The 17,867-nt window shown below is 40.0% G+C and carries 16 protein-coding genes; 10 read left to right on the top strand and 6 right to left on the bottom strand.

Features of this window, described 5'->3' with window-relative positions; all coding sequences use genetic code 11:
* Positions 1-3 precede the first annotated feature (3 nt).
* The 4 genes from JWG40_RS08990 (at position 4) to ptsP (ending at position 4,475) form a co-directional block, all read left to right on the top strand.
* Positions 4-792 carry an ABC transporter ATP-binding protein gene (locus tag JWG40_RS08990; RefSeq protein ID WP_205285463.1) on the top strand — a complete coding sequence of 263 codons (789 nt, stop codon included), beginning with the start codon at positions 4-6 and terminating at the stop codon, positions 790-792.
* Positions 793-824: 32 nt separating this feature from the next.
* Positions 825-1,598: a mammalian cell entry protein Mce gene (gene mce, locus JWG40_RS08985; RefSeq protein WP_205285462.1), complete on the top strand. Its 774-nt coding sequence runs from the start codon at positions 825-827 to the stop codon at positions 1,596-1,598.
* A gap of 178 nt (positions 1,599-1,776) precedes the next feature.
* The gene (gene lpxC, locus JWG40_RS08980; RefSeq protein WP_205285461.1) at positions 1,777-2,685 is read left to right on the top strand and encodes a UDP-3-O-acyl-N-acetylglucosamine deacetylase; all 909 of its coding nucleotides are present in this window, start codon (positions 1,777-1,779) and stop codon (positions 2,683-2,685) included.
* Positions 2,686-2,747: 62 nt separating this feature from the next.
* Positions 2,748-4,475, top strand: coding sequence for a phosphoenolpyruvate--protein phosphotransferase (gene ptsP / locus JWG40_RS08975; protein WP_205285460.1), 1,728 nt, complete (start codon positions 2,748-2,750; stop codon positions 4,473-4,475).
* Between the two features lie 68 nt (positions 4,476-4,543).
* Here ptsP and JWG40_RS08970 read toward each other — a convergent pair whose 3' ends face one another.
* Together JWG40_RS08970 and JWG40_RS08965 are read right to left on the bottom strand one after the other, a co-directional pair.
* Positions 4,544-5,875: a peptide MFS transporter gene (locus JWG40_RS08970; RefSeq protein ID WP_205285459.1), complete on the bottom strand. Its 1,332-nt coding sequence runs from the start codon at positions 5,873-5,875 to the stop codon at positions 4,544-4,546.
* A complete protein-coding gene (locus tag JWG40_RS08965) occupies positions 5,854-6,420 on the bottom strand; it encodes a cob(I)yrinic acid a,c-diamide adenosyltransferase (protein WP_205285458.1) in 567 nt (188 codons plus the stop codon). The genes JWG40_RS08970 and JWG40_RS08965 overlap by 22 nt, the downstream gene beginning before the upstream one ends.
* Positions 6,421-6,624: 204 nt before the next feature.
* On the opposite strand from JWG40_RS08965, the gene JWG40_RS08960 reads away from it, so the two are divergent.
* Both JWG40_RS08960 and JWG40_RS08955 read left to right on the top strand, forming a co-directional pair.
* Positions 6,625-7,473: a flagellin N-terminal helical domain-containing protein gene (locus tag JWG40_RS08960; RefSeq protein WP_039926747.1), complete on the top strand. Its 849-nt coding sequence runs from the start codon at positions 6,625-6,627 to the stop codon at positions 7,471-7,473.
* A gap of 99 nt (positions 7,474-7,572) precedes the next feature.
* Positions 7,573-8,304 (top strand): OmpA family protein, encoded by a 732-nt coding sequence (locus tag JWG40_RS08955; RefSeq protein ID WP_205285457.1) that lies wholly within the window; start codon positions 7,573-7,575, stop codon positions 8,302-8,304.
* 106 nt (positions 8,305-8,410) lie between these two features.
* Here the strand turns inward: JWG40_RS08955 and JWG40_RS08950 are convergent, their stop codons facing one another.
* Positions 8,411-8,824, bottom strand: coding sequence for a YbaB/EbfC family nucleoid-associated protein (locus tag JWG40_RS08950; RefSeq protein ID WP_232369273.1), 414 nt, complete (start codon positions 8,822-8,824; stop codon positions 8,411-8,413).
* Here JWG40_RS08950 and JWG40_RS08945 point away from each other — a divergent pair.
* Positions 8,811-10,169: a cyclic nucleotide-binding domain-containing protein gene (locus tag JWG40_RS08945; protein ID WP_205285456.1), complete on the top strand. Its 1,359-nt coding sequence runs from the start codon at positions 8,811-8,813 to the stop codon at positions 10,167-10,169. The two genes, JWG40_RS08950 and JWG40_RS08945, sit on opposite strands and share 14 nt — an antisense overlap.
* 49 nt (positions 10,170-10,218) lie before the next feature.
* Here JWG40_RS08945 and JWG40_RS08940 read toward each other — a convergent pair whose 3' ends face one another.
* Positions 10,219-10,992: a ParA family protein gene (locus tag JWG40_RS08940; protein WP_205285632.1), complete on the bottom strand. Its 774-nt coding sequence runs from the start codon at positions 10,990-10,992 to the stop codon at positions 10,219-10,221.
* A gap of 95 nt (positions 10,993-11,087) precedes the next feature.
* Between JWG40_RS08940 and JWG40_RS08935 the strand changes: the two genes are divergently transcribed.
* From JWG40_RS08935 to JWG40_RS08925, 3 genes are all read left to right on the top strand, one after another.
* Positions 11,088-11,468, top strand: a complete 381-nt coding sequence (locus JWG40_RS08935) for a YopX family protein (RefSeq protein ID WP_002982550.1) — start codon at positions 11,088-11,090, stop codon at positions 11,466-11,468.
* A gap of 62 nt (positions 11,469-11,530) precedes the next feature.
* Positions 11,531-12,943 (top strand): tetratricopeptide repeat protein, encoded by a 1,413-nt coding sequence (locus JWG40_RS08930; protein WP_205285455.1) that lies wholly within the window; start codon positions 11,531-11,533, stop codon positions 12,941-12,943.
* A gap of 31 nt (positions 12,944-12,974) precedes the next feature.
* A complete protein-coding gene (locus JWG40_RS08925; RefSeq protein WP_205285454.1) occupies positions 12,975-14,849 on the top strand; it encodes an AMP-dependent synthetase/ligase in 1,875 nt (624 codons plus the stop codon).
* Here the strand turns inward: JWG40_RS08925 and pepN are convergent.
* Positions 14,846-17,422 carry an aminopeptidase N gene (pepN, locus tag JWG40_RS08920; RefSeq protein WP_205285453.1) on the bottom strand — a complete coding sequence of 859 codons (2,577 nt, stop codon included), beginning with the start codon at positions 17,420-17,422 and terminating at the stop codon, positions 14,846-14,848. The genes JWG40_RS08925 and pepN overlap by 4 nt on opposite strands.
* 41 nt (positions 17,423-17,463) lie before the next feature.
* Complete coding sequence (locus JWG40_RS08915; protein ID WP_002974517.1) at positions 17,464-17,733, bottom strand: RNA recognition motif domain-containing protein; 270 nt, start codon at positions 17,731-17,733, stop codon at positions 17,464-17,466.
* Positions 17,734-17,867 lie beyond the last annotated feature (134 nt).

The following is a 17,867-nucleotide window of genomic DNA, read 5'->3' as shown; positions in this document are numbered from 1 at the left end:
AGTATGGAAACCTTTGCCATTGAAATGAAAAACGTCCACAAAGCTTTCGGAAAACGAAAGATCCTAACGGGAATGAACATTCAAGTAAAACAAGGAGAAACTATGGTCATCCTTGGTCCTTCGGGAACAGGAAAATCAGTGAGTCTCAAACACATCACAGGGCTCCTTGATCCCGATGAAGGTGATTGCCAAATTTATGGCGAATCCATAGTGCATGCCAAGGAAAAGAAAAGAGAAGAACTTCGGTCCAAACTAGGTGTTTTGTTCCAGTCAGGAGCCCTCATCAATTGGCTGACTGTATATGAAAATGTGGCTCTTCCTTTACGAGAACATAAAATTGCCTCTGGTGCGGAACTAGACCGCATCGTGATGGAAAAATTAAAATGGTTGGATCTAGTTCCCGCCAAAGACACGTTACCGAGTAATATTTCAGGAGGGATGAAAAAACGTGTGGGTCTTGCCCGTGCCCTCACTTCCCAACCTAAAATCGTGTTATACGACGAACCTACCTCAGGCCTTGATCCGGTGATGTCGAATGTCATCAATGATCTTGTCATTCGATTACAAAAGGAACTCGGTCTAACTTCTATCGTGGTTACTCATGATATGAATTCAGCCTACAGGATTGCCGATAGAATTAGTTTTCTATATGAAGGTAAGGTGCAGTTTTGCGGAACCTCGGAAGAGATCCAAAAATCAACGAATCCCGTCATCCAACAGTTCATTCATGGAAATACAGTAGGCCCGATGATTCTGGATCATTCGGAATTAAAAAAAGGAAAATCCAATTGACTTTGCCTCAAACATTAGGAGAACTTTAGGGAATGCCTACTATAGGTCGCGCTCTCATCGTCGGTCTTTTATTTGTCTTTTCCCTTGTGGCAGTGGGTTATTTTACCATAGTCACAGAAGGTGGTCCCTTTCAAAAGTCGGGTTACCAACTTCCCGTTTACTTTCCCGATGCAGAAGGGATTAAAATTGGAAACAAGGTGACTATCCACGGGGTTCCCTTTGGTTATGTTTCGAAAATCCGTTTGGTTCAGATTGATGAATATGGAAATTTACTCCCCGAAGGAGAAACGGGAATTGGTACCAAAGTCGAGCTCACCCTCCTTTTAAAAGGGAAGGTACAACTTTTCTCCAATTACGAAATCAACATTAAAAACGAAAGTCTACTTTCTGGACGTGTGGTCTCTCTCGATCCAGGCTCCAAGTTCCCGATCGATCCCAAAACCAAAGAATATATGATGACGGAACCTGCTCTGACCAAAGTGGAGATCTCTCCTAAGTCAGGAAAACTGATGCCAATCCAGGGAAAGGTGACCCAAGACCCTCTCGTTTCCTTATCCGAACTCATTGCCGAAAACCGCTCCGATATCCGCAAAACCGTTCAAAATATCGCCGGAATTACCGGAAAAATCAATGAAGGCCAAGGAACTCTTGGGAAACTCATCAACGAAAGTGACGTACATAAATCGGTGAATACCACTCTTGGCGATGCCCAAGTTGTTTTGAAAGAGCTCCGGGAAGGACTGGAAGACACAAGAGAACAGGCTCCCGTTACTAGTTTCATTCGTTCTGCCCTCAGCGCATTTTAAGCACTAACACGTAAAGTACGGTCCTATTTGTAGTAAAAATCTTTGGTTTGGTGCACAAAGAGAGGCCGTCACATTCCCACCACACTGTTGTAAAAAGGAGACATTTTTTTGACTAAAGTGCCCGGTTTTGGAATTGTCCCTCCCCCTATTTCTACAAATTTGTAAGTAGGAACTGAATATGGTAACGGCGATACACAGAAAAACGATCCAAAACTCCATCACTCTTCGGGGAATTGGCGTACATTCCGGGAAAATGGTGACCTTAAGGCTCCATCCTGCGGAAGCAAATACAGGACTTATCTTCTACCTCTACAAAGGTACCCAAAAAATTAGAATTCCGGTATCCCTAGACCATGTGGTAGACACAAGTAACGCCACAACCATCGGAGACGGTAGTTCCAACCGAGTACAAACCATAGAGCACCTTCTTGCTGCCGTCCATACCTTAGGGATTACCGATTGTATCTTCGAAATTGATTCCGTAGAAGTTCCGATTATGGATGGTTCCTCTCTTCCTTTTTGGGAAGGGATCCGGTCGGCAGGAATTCAGGTCCTGGATGAAACCATCGAACCCATAACCATTGCCAACCCCATTTGGGTGGTAGACGGGGACAAATACCTCGTTATGTTACCTTCCGACGAGCTCAAAGTCACTTATAGTATCGATTTCAACCACCCCCTCCTCAGAGGACAATCCTACACCACCACTCTTGACGAATCCATTTTAGGAACAGACATTCTGCCTGCCCGAACTTTTGGGTTTTTGAAAGATGTGGAAGCCCTCCAAGCCAGAGGCCTTGCTATGGGTGGGTCTCTCGACAATGCGGTTGTTCTCACAGATGAAGGGTATTTGAACGAAACTTTACGTTATGATAACGAATGTGTCCGTCACAAGATCCTTGACCTAATTGGGGACTTGGCAGTGATGGGTCGCCCCTTCCGAGGCCATTTGATTGCTTCCAAAGCAGGTCATGCCCTAGACATCTCTCTTGCCAAATGCATTATGAGCCAAGTCACAGGAAATGAACTCACTCAGTTTAAAAGCAAAAGGGTTCCACTTTTCTCTAAAAAACAAGCGGCTAGGTAGAATCCGCCGTTTTTTACTTTCCAAACGAAGCCTAGCCGAAAGTATTTTTGGCAAAGGGAAGGATGGAAGAAAAAACCACATTTAAAGGCATTTCAGCCTATCCAGGCACAGTTTATGGCAAAGTGTTTCGTTGGAAACAATCCAAACGGAAACGCGAAGACCGCACGGACCTTTCCCCAGACGAAATCAAAGAAGAAGTGGAACTCCTAAAAAAGGGACTTCTTAAAACCGAAGAAGACCTTGCTGATCTTGTCCAAAAATCTAAAGCAAACAGAGAACTTTCCGAAATCTTAGAATCCCAAATTGTATTTTTAAACGATCCCTTATTTCGTGCCCGAGTCTTCGAAAGAATTTCGCAAAACAACGAATCGGCGGGTCTTGCCCTGGAAACAGCTGTTAGTTCCTTATACGACGAATTCCAATCCATTCCTGATGAATTCTTTCGGGAAAGGGCCGACCATATTTTAGATATTGGCAAACGAATTGAATCTAATCTTTATCCCGACAAATTAGCCGACCAAACCAAAATCCCTGAGGATGTCATCCTTATCGCCAAGGAAATCACTCCCTCCGAGATGATCCAACTAGGCAAAGTAGGCCTACGTGGAATTGCCACTGACTTTGGGGGAAAAACAGGGCATACGGCCATCATTGCAAGAAACTACGGAATTCCAACAATTGTTGGCTTAAAAAATATCACCTCTCATGTAGAAGACGACGACTATATCTTGTTAGATGCCACTAAAGGAATTTTAAATCGGTCTCCGGGAATTGATGAAATCAAACTCGCTGGAATCAGAAGTGAAATTCATAAAGCACAACCCCTTCGTGAGATTAGTGATGGTCCAAGAGAAATCAAAACCAAAGATGGGAAAAAGTTTTCTCTTAGAGCCAATATTGATTCGGAAGACGAAGTGGATTTGGCTTTTGAACAAGGGGCTGATGGAATTGGTCTTGTAAGAACCGAAATTTTATTCATTCGCTATGTAGAATTCAAACCCACAGAAGAAGAACAGTTTGCCGTTTACAAACGCATTTTACTAAAGATGGTGGGACGGCCCGTGACGTTCCGAGTCTGGGATATCGGTGCTGACAAAATGGAAAATGGATACGAAGAGGCCAATCCCTTTCTCGGAAATCGGGGGATTCGTTACCTTCTCCGCCATCCGCATTTTTTTAAGGAACAACTGAGAGCCCTCCTTCGAGCCAGCGAATTTGGAACCATGAGAATCATGTTACCAATGATCACAACCCGTTCGGAAATTTTACAAACAAAAACTTTGTTTGCCGAATGTCGTGAAGAACTAAAAAGTATGGGACTTGACATCACAAAAAAAATTCCTCTTGGGATTATGGTAGAAACACCTGCTTGTGCCCTAAACCTACCCTTTCTTGGAAACCATGTGGATTTTTATAGTGTGGGAACAAACGATCTATTACAATATCTTTTGGCAGTGGAGCGTAACAACCATTTGGTGGGAGATCTATACAATCCTTGGCAAGTGGTCTTTTTGCTTCTTTTGAAGAACATTGCCGATGTGGCCAATTCGCAGAAAAAACCCATTAGTATTTGTGGAGAAATTGGAAGTGATCCCATGTTTACCGCTGTCCTCATTGGGCTTGGGTTTCGGGATTTGAGTTCTGCTTTGCCGCTGATGCGAGAAGTAGGAGAAAAAGTACAGGAAATATCCAGCTGGAAAGCAAAACTTCTCGCCGAACAAGTGATAGCACTTGCGGGCGAAGAAAAATTTGATGAAATCGAATCCCTGGTTTTAGAAACTAAAGGTTAGTTTGACTTAGGTAGTGATGGGATTCTTGTCTCGATAAAAAATAGAATCAAGAGTCCCATCTTTTTTACTTAAACAGCTGGATTTAAGTTTTCTTCTTCTTTACCTTTTAACAAAGCTAAAATCGATTTCTTTTTCAGAAAATAAATTCCATACAATAGAAAAGCTCCAAACCAGGAACAGAGAACAAAAAAACCATAGAAGTTGGTCATACTTCCCCATTGGTTTTGGTAACCCGATAAAATCCCGGCTGCATAATGCCCAAAGGCATTAGATAAAAACCAAATCCCCATGAGAACGGATGCATATTTCACCGGAGCCATGTGACTCACAAAAGACAGTCCCACGGGAGAAAGACAAAGTTCACTTAGTGTATTCCAAAAGTATACAAATACCAAAAACAAAATGGAAACAGCTACCCCAGTTTCCGCATATTTTGCCGCAACCACCATCACGAGAAATCCAATTCCCAAAAGAACCAAACTAAAAACAAATTTTAAGACAGGATTGGGATTCTTTTTCCGTTTGGCAAGACCTGTCCAAAGTGTAGAGACAATCGGACCAAATAGAAGGATAAATAGAGGATTGATGGATTGTAAAACCGAGGCAGGGATTTCAACACCAAACAAAGATCTGTCGGTATTTCGGAGTGCAAATAGGTTGAGTGAAGAACCCATTTGTTCGAAAGCCATCCAAAAGAATATACTGAAAAAAGAAAGTAAAACGATGAGTAAAATTTTTGGTTTCGTTTGGTCGTCGTTTGCGGTTACTGCCGATGAAATTGCCTGGCCTCTTTGTTTTTCCCAAAGAGAGTTTGGTAAACGTTTACTTCCGAAATAAAATACAATCATACCGATCGCCATTCCAAAACCTGCAGATAAAAAACCCAAATGCCAATCCACTCGTTCCCCCAAACTTCCACAAAGAATCGGACCAATGAGGCCACCCAAATTGATCCCCATATAAAATATGGTAAATCCACTGTCCCGAAGTCCAGGTTTCTTTTCATATAACCTCCCGAAGATGGTAGAGATATTGGGTTTAAAAAATCCATTCCCGAGAGCTAACAAAACAAGGCCCGAATAAAAAAAAGATAAATCAGAAAAAGCAAGGGAGATATGCCCACAAAGCATAAGAAAACTTCCCAAATATATGGAAAATTTGTAACTAAGGAATTTGTCTGTTAAATACCCCCCAAGAACAGGCGTTAGATATACGAAACTTGTATAAAAAGCATAAACAGCTCCAGCATCTGCATCAGAAAATCCTAATGACTTTACCAAATACAAAACAAGGAGAGCGCGCATCCCATAATAACTCAAACGTTCCCACATCTCGGTGAGAAAGAGTGGTGCGATTCCTTCGGGATGTTTGCCCAAATCTATTTGGTTCGGCTTTTCCAAATGGTTTCCTCGTTTCCAATCGAAAAATTGGCAAACCTTGCAGCAACAAAAAGATAATCCGATAGACGATTGAGATAAATTCGTAAGTCGGAATGGATCTCTCCACCAGACTCAATGTATACAAGAAGATCCCTTTCCAATCGCCTGCAAATTGTTCGAGCAATGTGCAGAGTGCTTGCCACTGAACTTCCCCCAGGCAAAATAAAAAACTTAATTTCAGGAAGGACTTCCATAAGTCTGTCAATTTCCTTTTCCAAACTTTCTACATCGGATCGGAGAACCACTGTTCCTTCCTTCGACTCCTTGGGCACATAACCTGCCAATTCCGAACCAATCTCAAAAAGAAAACTTTGAATGCTTTTTAAGTAACTGAGAAAAGCCGGCTCAAAACTCAAATCTTTTGTAAACGAAAGAGCAAGTCCAATCGTACTATTGAGTTCATCACAACTTCCGTAGAGATCCACCCTACGATCTGTTTTGGAGACTTTGATTCCGGAAGCAAGGTAGGTCTGACCACCATCGCCAAATTTGGTGTAGATTTTCAATTTCCCACCCCTTTATGCATAAATTTTCTTTACAGACATTAGTTTTTTGGTATAGAATCTTCTGGAAAGGAAAAATTCGCGGAAGAACCAAGGGCAGGCAACCCCTTCTCTTCTCGACGGGTACGGATACCCTGGAAAGTGAATTTTACTTTTCTCCGCATGTAGGGAAACAGGCGGGTCATGGACACACAGGAGGGTGTGACAATGATTATCAATCACAACATCAGCGCGCTTGTTGCGAAACGGGCGCTCACAAACACCGGGCGTGACATGGATAAATCCATGGAGCACCTAGCCACGGGTATGCGAATCAATAGACCAGGGGATGATTCTCTGGGATTCGCCGTGTCCGAAAAATTAAGATCACAAATTCGGGGCCTTGGCCAAGCAGAACGAAATACCCAGGATGGTATGTCGTTTATTCAAGTCACCGAAGGATCTTTAGACCAAGTAAACTCTATCTTACAGAGGTTACGCGAACTTTCCGTTCAATCCTCAAACGGGATTTATTCTAACGAAGACAGAAAACTTGTCCAATTAGAAGTATCCCAACTTGTGGAAGAAGTGGAAAGAATCGGTACTTCTGCAGAGTTTAATAAAGTCAAACCATTGGATGGAAGGTTTTCTCGTTCTTCCAAAAATCCAATGACTTTGCAAGTGGGTGCAAACGGTACAGAGAAAATAGAACTCTACATCAATACGATGACAAGTTCTTCCCTCAAACTGAAACAAGCCGGAAACAAGTTGACACTATCAACTCCGAACAAGGCTTCCGATTCACTCCAAGTTTTAGACGACGCCATTACCAAAGTCAACCGCCTGCGGTCTGACCTAGGTGCCTATTACAACCGATTGGATCTAACTTTGAAATCACTGAGTAACAACTATGTGAACATTGTTTCAGCTGAATCGCAAGTAAGGGATGCTGATATGGCAACGGAAATGGTAGAATATTCCAAAAACCAAATCCTAACCAAATCAGGTGTGGCGATGCTTGCACAAGCGAACCTCCGACCGGAATCCGTAGTAAAACTCCTCACGGACAGATACTAATCCGCTCGAAAAAGAAACGGAAATCCTTCTTGCAAACAGGGAGGATTTCTTCAAACTTTGTCCTTATACTTATACAGAGTGTAAGCGAGGACATTACCGTTGAAACAAATCATCTCAGGAATTCTTTCCCTATCATTACTTTCCACAATCTCTTGTGGACTATCCGAAAACACAAAAAGATTAATTCTTAGTACATCCATCGGATGCGGAGTTGGTCTTGCCCTCGGTGCTGTTTACGACGAATCACAACGAAAGAAAGATACCAAAAACAAACAAAACGATTTTCAAAGACAAATCAAAGAATCTTTGACTAGAGAAAAAAAGAAGCCACAAAACAAAGGTAAGATTGTAGGTCTTGGTGCCGGATGTTTAGCAGGACTCGGGACCGGCTTTTATCTCAATACTATGTATGACAACATGGCGGAAGAGATGAAAAAACAAGGGATCACTCTTGAAAAAAACCAAAGGGGTGGAGAAACAGTTGGTCTCACCGCCACTATGGACGGAGGAATTGCTTTTGAAGATGGAAAGGCTGATCTGAAAGGAAAAGGAAAAGAGAACATCGATAAACTAGCAGAAGCTCTTGCTGCTTATCCAGAAACCAAAATCAATATCTCAGGGCACGCCAATAAAACCGGAGCAGAAGATTTGAACCTTCGCCTATCGCAAGACCGCGCGGTGACTGCAAAGAATGCGATCATTGAAAACGGTGTGGAAGGAAAACGAATTGGAACAGTACAAGGGTTAGGTTCCTCACAACCGATTGAAAAAGTGGATCCAAAAGACGGATCGAACCGAAGAGTGGAAGTCGAAATCGTTCCAGCAAGCTAAGAATCAAAGTACATAAAAAAAGGGACAGTCCGTCCCTTTTAGATTCAAATAAAAAGCCTACATAAATTTGTAGGCTTTTTTGTTTTAGGATTTTTCAAAAAACGGATTACATTCCAAGCCCAGGAAACCCACCCATAGCTTGCATTTGTTTTGCGGCCCCTGCTTGTGCATCTTGTAAAGCCTTGGTGTAGGCCTCTTGAATGGATTTTTCTAGAAGATTTTTATCTTTTTTATCTAGGAGTTCATCTTCTATCTGAATGGATTTCATTTGGAATTTTCCATCCAAAGTCACAGAGAGAAGTTTGTTTTTTGAAATTCCTACAAAATTGAGACCGGCAAGTTCCTTTTCCATGGTTTTTACCTGCGATCGCATCTTTTTCATCTGTTTGAGCATATCAAACTTGTTTCCGCCCGCTCCACCGAACATAATCACCTCTTTTCCTTTCAGGATTATTTTTATTAAAAAGAAGGCAAATATAAAACATTGGCATGTCGATACTAAAACTATGATCCATCCCAATTCTCCATACAAACGAATCTGGGATCTTTTTGTTTTTGTTTGTATCACTTATTTTGCCATAGAAGTCCCAGTGAGATTGGTTTTTCATTATAAACTCAGTGCGGGAGTTTCTTTGGTGGAAAGAGTCATTCAAATTATTTTTGGGCTGGATGTGATCCTCAATTTCAATACCGCCCTTTTGAAAGACCGTCTTCTCATTCATAATAGAAAGATTGTGACCAAAACTTATTTGCGTTCCTGGTTTCTAATCGATTTTTTGTCCGCCTTTCCTTTTGATCTTTTTGGTGGATTTTTCTTTCAATATTTTGGTATTACAGACAGCTTAAAGATTTTAAGACTCTTAAGATCCGTGCGTGTCTTTGAACTTTTTAAGTCGCTTCGCCTCCTTGCCCTTGGAGCCGATTCAGATGATCGGTTCAAACTAGTCGAAGTGATCAACCCCATGACTTTTCGTCTGATATTTTTTATTTATTGGACAAGTCTATTTGCCCATTGGGTGGCTTGCGGCTGGATCCATCTAGGACCCGATTTTTTACCAGATAAAGATATCGCGACTAGATACATTCGAGCTCTTTATTGGTCTGTCACCACACTCACCACAATTGGATATGGAGACATCACTCCCGTCACTAACGGACAAACTATTTATACAATGGGTGTGATGATCTTAGGTGTGGGTATTTATGGATATGTCATTGGTAATATAGCCACATTACTTTCCAATTTAGATATCTCTCGTGTTCATTTCCAAGAAAAGTTGAACACCATAGATAGTTTTATTAAATATAAAAAGTTACCTCCGCAACTGGCCAATCGAATTCGATCCTACTATGTAAATCTTTGGGAAAACAAACACGGAATTGATGAAACAGAAATTTGGAACCAACTTCCATCGGGAATTAAAATTGATGTGTCCATGTTTTTACACAACCACTTGATTTCTGTGGTTCCTTTTTTTAAAAATGCACCTGAAGAATTAAAAAGAGAAGTCGTCCTCGAATTAAAACCTGCTTTTTATATGAAAGGAGACATTATTTTTAAAGAAGGTGATGTTCCTCACAATATGTATTTTTTATCCAAAGGTCATGTCGAAGTGATTAAAGAGAAAACAGGTGAATTACTTGCCACTCTAAACTCAGGGTCTTTTTTCGGAGAGATGAGTTTGATTGATGATTCCTTAAGGACTGCAACCATCAAAGCAGGTTCTTATTGTGATGTTTATACTTTAGGGAAAGATCGGTTTTCGGAAATTCTAAAACACCATCCAGGATTTGCTAAACATATCCAAGGGATTGCCGAAGAACGAAGAAAAAACCAAACAGCGAGAACCACTAAAACAGAATGATTTAGTATCTTCAATTTCTGCTGGAAGTACGAGTTTGAATTTTTAGTTACTACGGCTTCATAGAAAGAATCGAATTCTCTGGATCCACCAGGGAAACGGATTCATCAGCTAACAAATCAAAGGCATGCCAAGCATTGCTGTCTTTTTTTAAAGGTTCTTGTTTTTCGGTTTTGGTTTTAATGGATTCCAATTTGGGAATTTCTGCCAAACAGGGGATTTCTTCGATCTGTTTTAATTTCTCCAAAAGTTCTCTGTGTTTTTTAGAAGGACCAAACCAAGAAGGCACAAAGGCTATTTTTTTCTTTTGACTAAAGATGGTTTCGGTTTGCGTAATTTCATCCAGAAGTAAATTAACCGCCCGGATCGTCCATTTACTAGGAGTTACAGGAATTAAAATTAGTTCGGAATTATAGATAGCGGTTGTGAGTTCATGTTTAGCGGACCCCGGTGTATCGATGATGACAAATTTGTATTTGTTTCTCACTTCATCCAAAGCTCGTTTGAATTGTAAACAAAGGCTAGAGGAATCGGGATTGTATTTGGTAAGTTTAGCCAAACTTAAAGTAGATGGTAAAACATCAAATTGTTTGGTTTCACGAATGCAGTCTGTCATGCGTTTCATCCCGAGAAGTACACTCATCACGTTGGATTCGTCCAATTGATTCAGATCCAAATCGGGCAAACAATAGTCAGTTAAATCGCCTTGCATGTCCATATCCACCACAAGGGTTTTTCCCCGCCTGGCGAGGGCACAAGCTAAGTGAGCAGCGGTGGTGGATTTCCCACTTCCTCCCTTAATATTGGAAACAGAGATCACCTTCATGGGGCATAGAATTCCTCCAATTCTTTCGTTGACCACTGATTTTTTTTTGAATTTTCCTTGGAAAGGACTAAGCAAAGCTTAATTTGGTTCCAGTTATGGCATTCACAATCCGGTTCCGAGTTTGGGACAAACAAGAAAAAGAATTCACTCAGAAAGGCTTTAGTTTAACCCTCGATGGGAAACTCTTAAAGTTTGGACAACCCATCCCAAACGAAGACAATTATATTGTTAATAGTTTTACTGGACTCAAAGACAAATACGACAAAGATTTATTCGAAGAGGATATCATAGAACATACCGTTGCCAAAGGTGGGAACCTTACCCAACATACAGGCGTTATCCGCTACAACAATGAACATGGAGCCTTCTACTTAGAAAATGGTCCTCCACTCCTCCAGTTATTTTCTATACGAAAAGTGGGAAACCCATACGAAAATCCAATTCTTTACGATTTGTATTTAAAAAGTAAATCTTGAGATTTTTATTTCTATTCCTTTCTTCCCTATTCTTATTCTACCTACCTCTAAGAGCAAGTCTCTTGGAGGATTACTGGAATGCCGTCCAAAACACAAAAGAAAAATTTGAAATAGCAGACCATAGCCCCAAACGATTTAGTTTTCGATTGAGTGGTGAACTTCCAGGAATTTTACATAAAGAATCCCTGAATCATGAAATCTTTTGGTTTTGTCAAAAATATATAGATAAATACCATACTAACTATCCTTTTCCCAGATTCAAAGAAGATATAAGGTCTCACCTAACAGATCTCTACGGAGATCCAGCACAAAATTTTTTAAGTGGAAAACTATCCTTTTCTTGTTTTTCCGGTTGGAAGGAAGGAAGTTCCCTATTGAAATTGTCTTTCTTTTTAAATGAAGAAGAATTTTTTCCGTATCGATGGGATTATTATGACAACAAAGGCCAACTTTTTTTAACCGAAGAAGATGAAACTAAAAATGGAAAAAAAGATAGTTTCACTTATTATTCGCAAAGCGGTTGTCCCAAAGAAATTACAAAAGACAAAAATGATTTTGGGGCCATGGATGAATGGTGGTATTTTAAAAACTGCCAACTAATGCGAATTGAATACGATTCGAACGAAAACGGATTTCGAGAACGAATTTGCCATTATGAAAACGGGAAAGAATCTTATTGTGAAGGTGTGGGTGAAAAAGAAGAAAGAGATGCTATCCAATATGAGTCCAACCAAAAATACCAAGAGGCCTTAAAAGCCTATCGAAAGTCTCTAAAAGAATACAAAAAGGAAGTATCCAATGGAACTTCTAGGACTTGTTCCCTTCTAAAAAAAATCGCAAACATTGAATACAGTGAAAGAGACTTTGTAGCCTTCACAAAAACTTTAGATGAATTCTTTTCCTACAAAGCTTGTGAATCCGATTCTTTGGATGTACTCATTTATAAATCCTATTATTATTTATATGTTCTTGGTGATTACAAAACAGCAAAGGACAGCTATCAAAAAACTTCTGAAATTTATCGAAAAACCAATGGGGAGATCAGTCCCGAAATTCTACTCAACTTGGCCTATGCCCAATTTATGGATAAAGATCCAATTTCTTGTTTAGCAAGTTTAGACAAACTGAATAGTCGTAGGCTCACGGCTTATCCTCGTTTTTTCCTATTTTACTACCGAGGTTCCTGCGAATTGAGTCTTGGACGGTGGGAAGATGCTTACACTAACTTAAAACGAGCACAAATTTTAGGAGGGGAACGCGAATTTTTACCCGTAGTCTATTACAAATTAGGAAGAGCTTCCTTTGCAACAAAGAGAGAACAAGAAGGAAATCTTTGGACTCACCAAGCGTTATTGTATGATTTTGATTTGATGGACCAAATGGATTCAGACCCTCTCTTTGAAACCTTTTTTGAATCCTCTAATGGGAAATCACACAAAAGAAAATATTACTTGAATAAACAAAAAAAACAATGATAGTCAGCTCCTACGGAGACTCAAACGATCAATGAAAAATTTTACGACGCTGAATGATGTTTTTTATTATGCCAATCGAACTTATGGAAACAAAGAAATGTTCTTTGGAAAGGATGCGGGAAAAAACTTTATAGGTCGTACTTTTTCGGATATCTTTCATAAAGCAGAAAACCTTGCCTTATCTCTTTTACAGATTGGATTACAGCCTGGGGACCGAATTGGTCTGATGGCAGATAACCGAACCGAATGGGCCATTGCCGACATCGCAACACTGTTAAATGGTGCTGTCAATGTTCCCCGTGGGTCTGATTCTACCCCACAAGAAATCGAATACATCCTAAGTCACTCAGAAAGCAAATACTGCTTTGTTGAACACGAAAAGTTATATGATTCTTTAAAACCAATTCTCTCTACTACCAAAGTGGAAAAAGTCATTATTTTAGATCCAGGTTTTCGTTCCAAAGATGCCCTCGCCATTCCTATGGAAACTTTAATTCAGGAAGGGGAAGCTCTTCGTAAAAATCTCCCTTCTTTGGAACTTAGATCCAAACAAGTAAAACCGGATGACCTCTTTACCATCATTTATACATCAGGAACTACCGGAATGCCGAAGGGAGTGATGCTCACCCACCAAAATATGGTCTACAATGTGGTAAAAGTTCCGCCACGCGTAGGACTAAAAAACTCGGACAAAACCCTTTCCATTCTTCCTGTTTGGCATATCTTTGAACGCGCAATAGACTATGCGATCATTGCCGAAGGTGCATCCATTGCTTATACCAATATCCGCGACCTGCGTGACGATTTCCAAAAAATCAAACCAAGTTTTATGGCTTCTGCCCCAAGACTCTGGGAAAATCTATACCTTGGCATCAAACAAAAGTTAGAGAAGGCACCAGAAAACAAACGGAAACTTTTTGATTTTGCTTATGATATTTGTAAAAAATTCAAAGATGGACAAGACTATCTTTCCGGAAACAAACTCCTTACCAAAGAAGAGTCACCCTTTGAAAGAGCAAAAAACACTGCTGTTTCCCTTGGTTATGTTTTGAATTTATTTTTACTTGCTAAGGTTTTAGATGGACTGGTATTTTCCAAAATTCGGGATGTATTGGGTGGCCACCTAACAGGAACGATATCAGGTGGAGGAGCCCTTCCAGCTCACGTAGATGAATTTTTTAACGTAATCGGAATTCCTGTATATGAAGGTTATGGAATGACAGAATGTGCGCCTATCATTTCAGTTCGCTCTGTTGGGAATGTAGTGCAAGGATCAGTGGGAAAATGGCCTGAAGGAACGGCAGTCAAAATTGTCAATGAACAAGGGGAATCGGTTCCCAAAGGGAAAATGGGTGTCATTCATATCAAAGGCCCACAAGTAATGAAAGGTTACTATAAAAATGAAGAGGCTACTTCCAAGGCAATTTTTGACGGTTGGATGAATACAGGAGACTTAGGTTTTATTTCTTTTAACGATACACTTTCGGTCCGTGGGCGAGTGAAAGATACAATTGTTCTATTAGGTGGGGAAAATGTAGAGCCTGTCCCTATTGAGAATTTACTTTTGGAAAATTCTCTTATCAACCAAGTGATTGTCGTAGGTCAAGACCAGAAGTCTCTTACTGCTCTTGTTTGGCCAGAAAAAGACCGAATGAAAGAAGCGGGACTAAACGTAAAGGAAGGGGAAGACCTAAACCAAAACAAAGAGGTTCGACTTTACTTTCAAAATATCATCAAAAAACAAATCTCCTCAGAAAACGGATTCAAATCTTTTGAAAAACTTTCTGACTTCCGATTTTTGCCAAAAGCCATGGAAGTAGGAGATGAACTGACGAATCTTTTCAAAATGAAACGAAACGTCATCCATGACAAATACAAAGACCTGATCAAATCCATGTACAACTAAAGCGAATTTAAGATCGTACCCAGAACCTCTCCCAATTCCTTAGAAAGATTCGGGAGAGCCGCTAAACCTTCCAATTCTCTTTTAGCAATTTTTGGAAGATCTCCCTTTTGTTTGGATACAGGAGAATATAACTTCGTTAAGGAAGCTGCCATTTGTGGATTGATTTCATTCAAACGTTTGATCCGCTCTGCGAGAAAAATATACCCACTTCCATCTTCTTTGTGAAAGGTTAATGGATTTCTCGCCAAACTAAAGTACAATGACCGAACCTTATTCGGATTACGAATGTTGAACTGAGGATGTTTTTCTAAGTTTTCGGCAATTTCACAACGATCTTCGCCAGTATTTACTTGTGCGGTAAACCAAACATCTAAAACCAAAGTATCTTTTTTCCATTTTTCAAAAAAGAGATTCATAGCACTTTCTTTTTCTTTGGAATCCACTTCGATAAGAAATTTCATCGCAGAAACTTCTTCACTCATATGTTTGGCTTCTCTTTGTTCCATAACTGCCAATCGTTCAAACTTTTTGGATGGATCGTATAACAAATAATAAAGTGCAATATTCTTTAGTTTTCGTTTCCCAATTTCTTCCTTTGTTTGGACGGGAATGGTTTTTCTGTTTTCTTCCAAAAGAATTTGAAAGTTTTTAGTAAAGGTAGTGGAGATGGTTTGGATGGCCCAAACTCTTAATTTTTGAATTTTAGAAAACTCATAACAATTGATGTTTTCACTGATTTGGGTTAACCCAGGAAAAGAAAGATAAAAACTATGATAAGTTTTATCCCATCCCCGTCCAAAGGAATCAGCAATCGTTTCTAAAATGGTAGAAAAGTTTTCTTCGCTGTTTTTGGCGATTGACTTACGAAACCAATCGAAAATCAAATTTTGGAAGGCAAAAAAACGAGAGACTCCATCGGTTTCCACTTTTGCTAAAACTTTGATTTCTTCTTCCGATTGGTTGTAATCCAAACGCACCGGACTGGAAAGAGAACGAAATAAAGAAACTATGGGTTTTGTCCCTTTTGGATCTAAAGCAGAGATACGAATTTGGTCGCTGGTACCAGACATGATTCTTTTTTCTTCTGTAAGAAGTTTTCCTTCTCTATCAAAAACAGCTATCGAATTCGAATACACCAAAGGATATTCACTGGCACCAGTATCCACTAAATCCAAAATCCATTCATTAGAATCCTGTAAGTAATTTTCTCGAACTGTGAGTAAAGGAGTTCCACCCCGATGATACCAATTCCTGAGGTAAGGAATGGAATGGCCGGCTGCTTCTTCCATCGAAGAAATAAATTCTTCAAAGGTAACACCTTGTCCGTCATATTTAGTAAGATAAAGTTTTAGCCCTTTTTTAAATGTTTCTCGGCCAATAAGCTCTGAAACCAAACGAATGACTTCGGCTCCTTTTTCATAAACTGTGACTGTATAAAAATTATTCATTTCGCGGTAGGATTTGGGAAGGATGGGATGAGACATGGGGCCTTGGTCTTCTGGGAATTGAAATTCTTTTAAAAACAAAACATCTTTGATTCGTTTGACCGCAGGATCTGTCATGTCCTCGGTAAACCATTGGTCACGAAAAACTGTAAGTCCTTCCTTTAAAGTGAGGTTAAACCAATTGCGAAGGGTTACCCGGTTTCCTGTCCAATTATGAAAGTATTCATGAGCAATCACTGCAAGGATGGATTCAAAACTTTCATCGGTTGCCGATTTTTTATCAGCAAGCACAAGTTTTGCGTTAAATAGATTGAGCCCCTTATTTTCCATAGCACCCATATTGAAATCTTCTACCGCAACAATCATAAAAAGATCTAAATCATATTCTAAACCAAAGGTATCTTCATCCCACTTCATTGCTTTTTTTAAGGAATCAAAAGCAAAACTTACCTTCTCCTCATTTCCTTTTTCCACAAAGATTTTGAGAGTGATCTCCCGACCAGACTTCGTCTGGAAAGAATCCTTGGTTTCCCAAAGTTCGCCTGCCACTAGAGCAAAAAGATAAGATGGTTTTGGATAAGGATCTTCCCAAACCACTTCCCGTTTTCCACCTTCTAATTGTTTTTCGCCCACCAAATTTCCGTTAGACAGCATAACAGGAAAAAGAGACTCTTCCCCCGAAATGGTGACACGAAACTGCATCATATTGTCTGGTCTGTCAATGGAATATACAATCTTACGAAATCCTTCGGGTTCGTTTTGGGTACACAACATAGAGCCCGATTTATACAAACCTTCAAGTGTAGTATTCTCCGCGGGACAAATTCGATTTTCTATAGTGATTCGGAAAGAATCTTTGGGGGGATTAGGTAGCAGAATTCCAGTAGGTGAAATTTGATAATCCCCTGGATCCACAATGGCTCCATCGATACGAAGGGATAAAAACTCTAATGATTCTCCATTTAAAAAAAGTGGTTCTATTGTTTCGGAATGGAGAACTACTTCATAATCAGCTCTGACAACTGTGAGGTGCAAATCTAAGTCAAATCGTAATTCGATAGATGGAGTGAGCCAAGAGCTTGGTCTGTAGTCTTCCAGTTTGTGGATGGGCGAGGAGGATGGAGTCATCCTCCTTCTTTATGGGATGGGTGATCCCGGAAAAGTGAATTTTAGTTCTGTTTCTCTTTTCTTTTATCCTCGGCAAAGGTAACCTTTAGATTCCGACCATCGACAGGTTGTCCATTCATCTGGGTCACAGCCTCTTCTGCTTCTTCGGGATTGGCATAGGTTATGAAAGCAAAACCTCTAAAATTTCCAGTTTCCCGGTCATGAATCATTTTCAGATCTTGAATTACTCCGTAAACGGAGAAAATCTGGCGTATATTTTCTTCCTTAAGGGAAAATTTTAAATTTCCCACATATATTTTGTTAGAAACCATTCCTGTCCTCGTAAAACACAATGAATGTCCCAATGTCCTGGGAACGGGGTCGATTAGACACAATCGAAAGAAAATGTCAACATCAAATATTTCTTGCATATTCTGAAAGATGGCAATTTATTTGAATCGCTCTC

The sequence above is a fragment of the Leptospira abararensis genome (assembly GCF_016918735.1).
Lineage (GTDB): Bacteria > Spirochaetota > Leptospiria > Leptospirales > Leptospiraceae > Leptospira_A > Leptospira_A abararensis.
The sequence above is the reverse complement of the archived record's forward strand: the minus strand, read 5'-3'. Positions and strand labels throughout refer to the sequence as shown.

Excerpts from the sequence above, each read along its gene's own strand:
- JWG40_RS08940 (WP_205285632.1), bottom strand. The coding sequence starts at position 10,992 with ATGAAGGTGATCTCTGTTTCCAATATTAAGGGAGGAAGTGGGAAATCC.
- JWG40_RS08925 (WP_205285454.1), top strand. The coding sequence starts at position 12,975 with ATGAAAAATTTTACGACGCTGAATGATGTTTTTTATTATGCCAATCGA.
- JWG40_RS08935 (WP_002982550.1), top strand. The coding sequence starts at position 11,088 with ATGGCATTCACAATCCGGTTCCGAGTTTGGGACAAACAAGAAAAAGAA.
- ptsP (WP_205285460.1), top strand. The coding sequence starts at position 2,748 with ATGGAAGAAAAAACCACATTTAAAGGCATTTCAGCCTATCCAGGCACA.
- mce (WP_205285462.1), top strand. The coding sequence starts at position 825 with ATGCCTACTATAGGTCGCGCTCTCATCGTCGGTCTTTTATTTGTCTTT.
- JWG40_RS08915 (WP_002974517.1), bottom strand. The coding sequence starts at position 17,733 with ATGGTTTCTAACAAAATATATGTGGGAAATTTAAAATTTTCCCTTAAG.
- pepN (WP_205285453.1), bottom strand. The coding sequence starts at position 17,422 with ATGACTCCATCCTCCTCGCCCATCCACAAACTGGAAGACTACAGACCA.
- JWG40_RS08945 (WP_205285456.1), top strand. The coding sequence starts at position 8,811 with ATGATCCATCCCAATTCTCCATACAAACGAATCTGGGATCTTTTTGTT.
- JWG40_RS08960 (WP_039926747.1), top strand. The coding sequence starts at position 6,625 with ATGATTATCAATCACAACATCAGCGCGCTTGTTGCGAAACGGGCGCTC.
- JWG40_RS08990 (WP_205285463.1), top strand. The coding sequence starts at position 4 with ATGGAAACCTTTGCCATTGAAATGAAAAACGTCCACAAAGCTTTCGGA.
- lpxC (WP_205285461.1), top strand. The coding sequence starts at position 1,777 with ATGGTAACGGCGATACACAGAAAAACGATCCAAAACTCCATCACTCTT.